Raw genomic sequence first — 3,096 nt, 5'->3', positions numbered from 1 at the left:
CCGTCGCCGTGCGCGGGCCGGACGCCGAAGCCCTGCGGGAGTGCGCGGCGACGCTGGAGCAGGCAGGCTGGCAGGTGGGCGAGCACACGGAGCCGCGTACGGGCGCGCGGTATCTGCTGGCCTCGCCGCGACGGACGTGACGGCCCCCGAATGCCCTACGCAATTCAATGGTTGACGGCCTTGAGCAACCGCTCAGTACGCTTGCGCCCATTCTGTTTGCCACAGAAACCGTTGCAGCCGTTGAAGCCGTCCAAGGAGTAGCCATGGCCGAACCGTTTTCCGTCCCGGTGACCGTGCGCGGGTACGAGACCGACGTCCAGGGTCATGTGAACCAGGCCGTGTACGTGAACTACGCGGAGCACGCCCGCTGGTCGTTACTGCAGGCCGCGGGGATCAGCCAGGCCGGTCTGGCGGCCAAGGGTGTGGGCCCGGTGTCGCTGGAGATGACCGTCCGCTACCGACGGGAGCTGCGGGCCGGCGACGAGGTCGAGGTGACCTGCGACTTCATCTGGGGCGAGGGCAAGACGTTCCGGGTCGAGCAGACGATCCGCAAGTCCGACGGCACCGTCGCCGCCGAGATCACCGGGGTCGGCGGCCTGATGGACCTCAAGGAACGAAAGCTGGTCGCGGACCCGAGGGACTACTTCCGCGCACTGGCGTCGGATCCCGGACGGTTCGGCCTCTGAGCAACCGAGCCTTTTAGGGGCGCGGGGAACTGCGCGACAAGCCACGACGCACCCGCAGCCGACACACCACACCACACACCCGCGTCGCTCACAGCGGAGCGCCAAGCTCCGGTCGATGCAGGGCGTCGTACGCCGCGCGTGACTCGGCGATCGTCACGCGATGCCGCTCCGCCCAGTCGGTCAGACCGAGCAGGCTGGCGTGCAACTCACGGGCCACCGGCGTGAGTTCGTACTCCACCTTCGGCGGGACCGTGGGGTGGACGGTGCGCGTGACGAGTCCGTCGCGCTCCAGATTGCGCAGGGTCAGCGTGAGCATGCGGCGGCTGATGCCCTCGATGCTGCGCTCCAGCTCGGTGAAACGGATCGGGCCGTGAGCGGCGGCCACGATGATCATCACGCTCCATTTGCCGGCGACCCTGTCAAGAACTTCCCGGACCGGGCAGCCCTCCGCGTGCACGACCTGCGACGTAACACCGGTGTTCCCCTGGGACATTGAAGTGCCTCCTTACGCCGGTCTCCATGGTCACCCACGATGTCCTCCGTTACAAGTCGTGCACCTATGGAACAACCTGCAGCGATACGGAGGGCCAAGGCCATGTCGTCCCGGAACGGGTCACCCACAGAGCGAACCGCGCCGCGCCCGGAGCAGAGTCCGGCACAGCGAACGTACTCCCGTTGGGCGTCCCTCGTCGTGCTCTGCGCGGGCACGCTGATGACGATCCTGGACGGCAACATCGTGACCGTCGCGATGCCCGCGATCCAGAGCGACCTCGGCTTCTCGGCGCCGGGACTCGCCTGGGTCGTGAACGCCTACCTGATCCCCTTCGGCGGGCTGCTGCTGCTCGTGGGGCGGCTCGGTGATCTGGTCGGCCGGAAGCGGATGTTCGTGGCCGGGCTCGTCGTGTTCACCGTGGCGTCCGTGCTGTGCGGGGTCGCCACGAGCCAGGGCATGCTGATCGCGGCTCGGGCACTGCAGGGCGTCGGCGGGGCGATGACCTCGGCAGTGGTGCTCGGCATGCTGGTCGCGCTCTTCCCCGAGCCGCGTGAACAGGCCAAGGCGATCGCCGTGTTCAGCGCGGTCGGCGCGGCGGGCGGCGCGCTCGGCACGTTCCTCGGCGGGGCGCTCACGCAGGCGCTCAACTGGCACTGGATCTTCCTGATCAACCTGCCGATCGGGGTCGTGGCCTGGATCGCCGCCCTTCGCATCCTCGCCCCCGACCGCGGCGCCGGGCTCGGCAAGGGCGCCGACTATCCGGGTGCCGCGCTGGTCACCGGTGCGCTGATGCTCACGGTGTACGCGATCGTGGGCGCCGGCGAACGCGGGCTGGGCGCCACGCTCGCACTGGGGGCCGTCTCCGTCGCCCTCTTCGTCGCCTTCGCCCTGCGACAGGCGCGGGCCGCCCGTCCGCTGCTCCGACTGCGGCTGTTCCGCTCACGCCTGCTCGCCGGCGCGAACGGGGTGCAGATCCTGATGGTCGCGGCGATGTACGGCTTCCAGTACATCGGCGCGCTCTACCTCCAACGCGTGCTGGGCTTCGGCGAGTTGATGACCGGTACGGCGTTCCTGCCCGCGCCCGTCCTCATCGGGGTGCTGATGCTGGGCCTGTCCGCGCGGACGATCGGCCGCTTCGGCCCGTACCGCGTGCTCCTCGCCGGGCTCGTACTCATCACGGCCGGGATGGCGCTCCGTTGCTCGGTGTGGCGGCGGTCGAGCTCGTCGGGCGGGTGGTGCGGCTCGGGGACCTTCCCGGTGCGTCCGCGCGTCAACTCGCGTACGCGTTGCGGTGGTTGGAGGGTGGGGATGCGGTGGGGCGGTTGATGGAGGTGCTCCCGGGGAGGCTTGCGGGCGACGACGGGGCGGGGCGGGCCCGGCGGGAGGTTTTGCAGGCCGCTGTTGAGGCGCTGTCGACGGATGCGGGTCATGTTCCTTCGCAGGTAGTTGGCCCACCGGTTGGCCGTGAGTGAGCGGCAGTTGCGGAATCTGTTTGCCGAGGGGGTGGGGGTTTCTCCCAAGCACTTTGCGCGGATCGGGCGGGTTCGGCATGTGCTGGCGCATGCGGGGTCGACGGGGTGGGCCGAGCTTGCCGCGTCCACCGGCTACTACGACCAGTCCCATATGACGGCCGACTTCCGCACGCTGATGGGCGTGCCGCCACGCTCCTTCTTCACGGGCCGCCTCCCACTTGCTCAGCCTTGCCAGTCCCTTAGCCGGGTGTGACCCGAGGGGTTTCCTCGCCCCGCCGCCCCTACCCATTCCCGTCCTTCTGGGGCCCCGCCCCAGACCCCGTGGGGTTTGTTGTCGAGTGCGGGTCCGGCTGTGGCTTGTCGCGCAGTTCCCCGCGCCCCTGAAAACCTAGGGGCGCGGGGAACTGCGCAATCTTTTGGCGGGGGTTCGGGGGCGGAGCCCCTG

4 protein-coding genes are annotated in these 3,096 nt (G+C 69.6%); 3 read left to right on the top strand and 1 reads right to left on the bottom strand.

What is annotated here, in order from left to right; translation table 11 throughout:
* Positions 1 to 263: 263 nt before the first annotated feature.
* Positions 264 to 686, top strand: coding sequence for a thioesterase family protein (locus O3Q52_RS51210; protein ID WP_269655263.1), 423 nt, complete (start codon positions 264 to 266; stop codon positions 684 to 686).
* An 88-nt stretch (positions 687 to 774) separates the two neighbouring features.
* Here the strand turns inward: O3Q52_RS51210 and O3Q52_RS51205 are convergent, their stop codons facing one another.
* Entirely contained in the window at positions 775 to 1,179 is a 405-nt protein-coding gene (locus O3Q52_RS51205) for a helix-turn-helix domain-containing protein (protein WP_269655262.1), read from the bottom strand.
* Positions 1,180 to 1,281: 102 nt separating this feature from the next.
* On the opposite strand from O3Q52_RS51205, the gene O3Q52_RS51200 reads away from it, so the two are divergent.
* Positions 1,282 to 2,505 carry an MFS transporter gene (locus O3Q52_RS51200; RefSeq protein ID WP_269655261.1) on the top strand — a complete coding sequence of 408 codons (1,224 nt, stop codon included), beginning with the start codon at positions 1,282 to 1,284 and terminating at the stop codon, positions 2,503 to 2,505.
* A 138-nt stretch (positions 2,506 to 2,643) separates the two neighbouring features.
* Positions 2,644 to 2,904, top strand: a complete 261-nt coding sequence (locus O3Q52_RS51195) for a helix-turn-helix domain-containing protein (protein ID WP_269655260.1) — start codon at positions 2,644 to 2,646, stop codon at positions 2,902 to 2,904.
* Positions 2,905 to 3,096 lie beyond the last annotated feature (192 nt).

The organism is Streptomyces sp. ActVer (genome assembly GCF_027270795.1).
Lineage (GTDB): Bacteria > Actinomycetota > Actinomycetes > Streptomycetales > Streptomycetaceae > Streptomyces > Streptomyces umbrinus_A.
The sequence above is the reverse complement of the archived record's forward strand: the minus strand, read 5'-3'. Positions and strand labels throughout refer to the sequence as shown.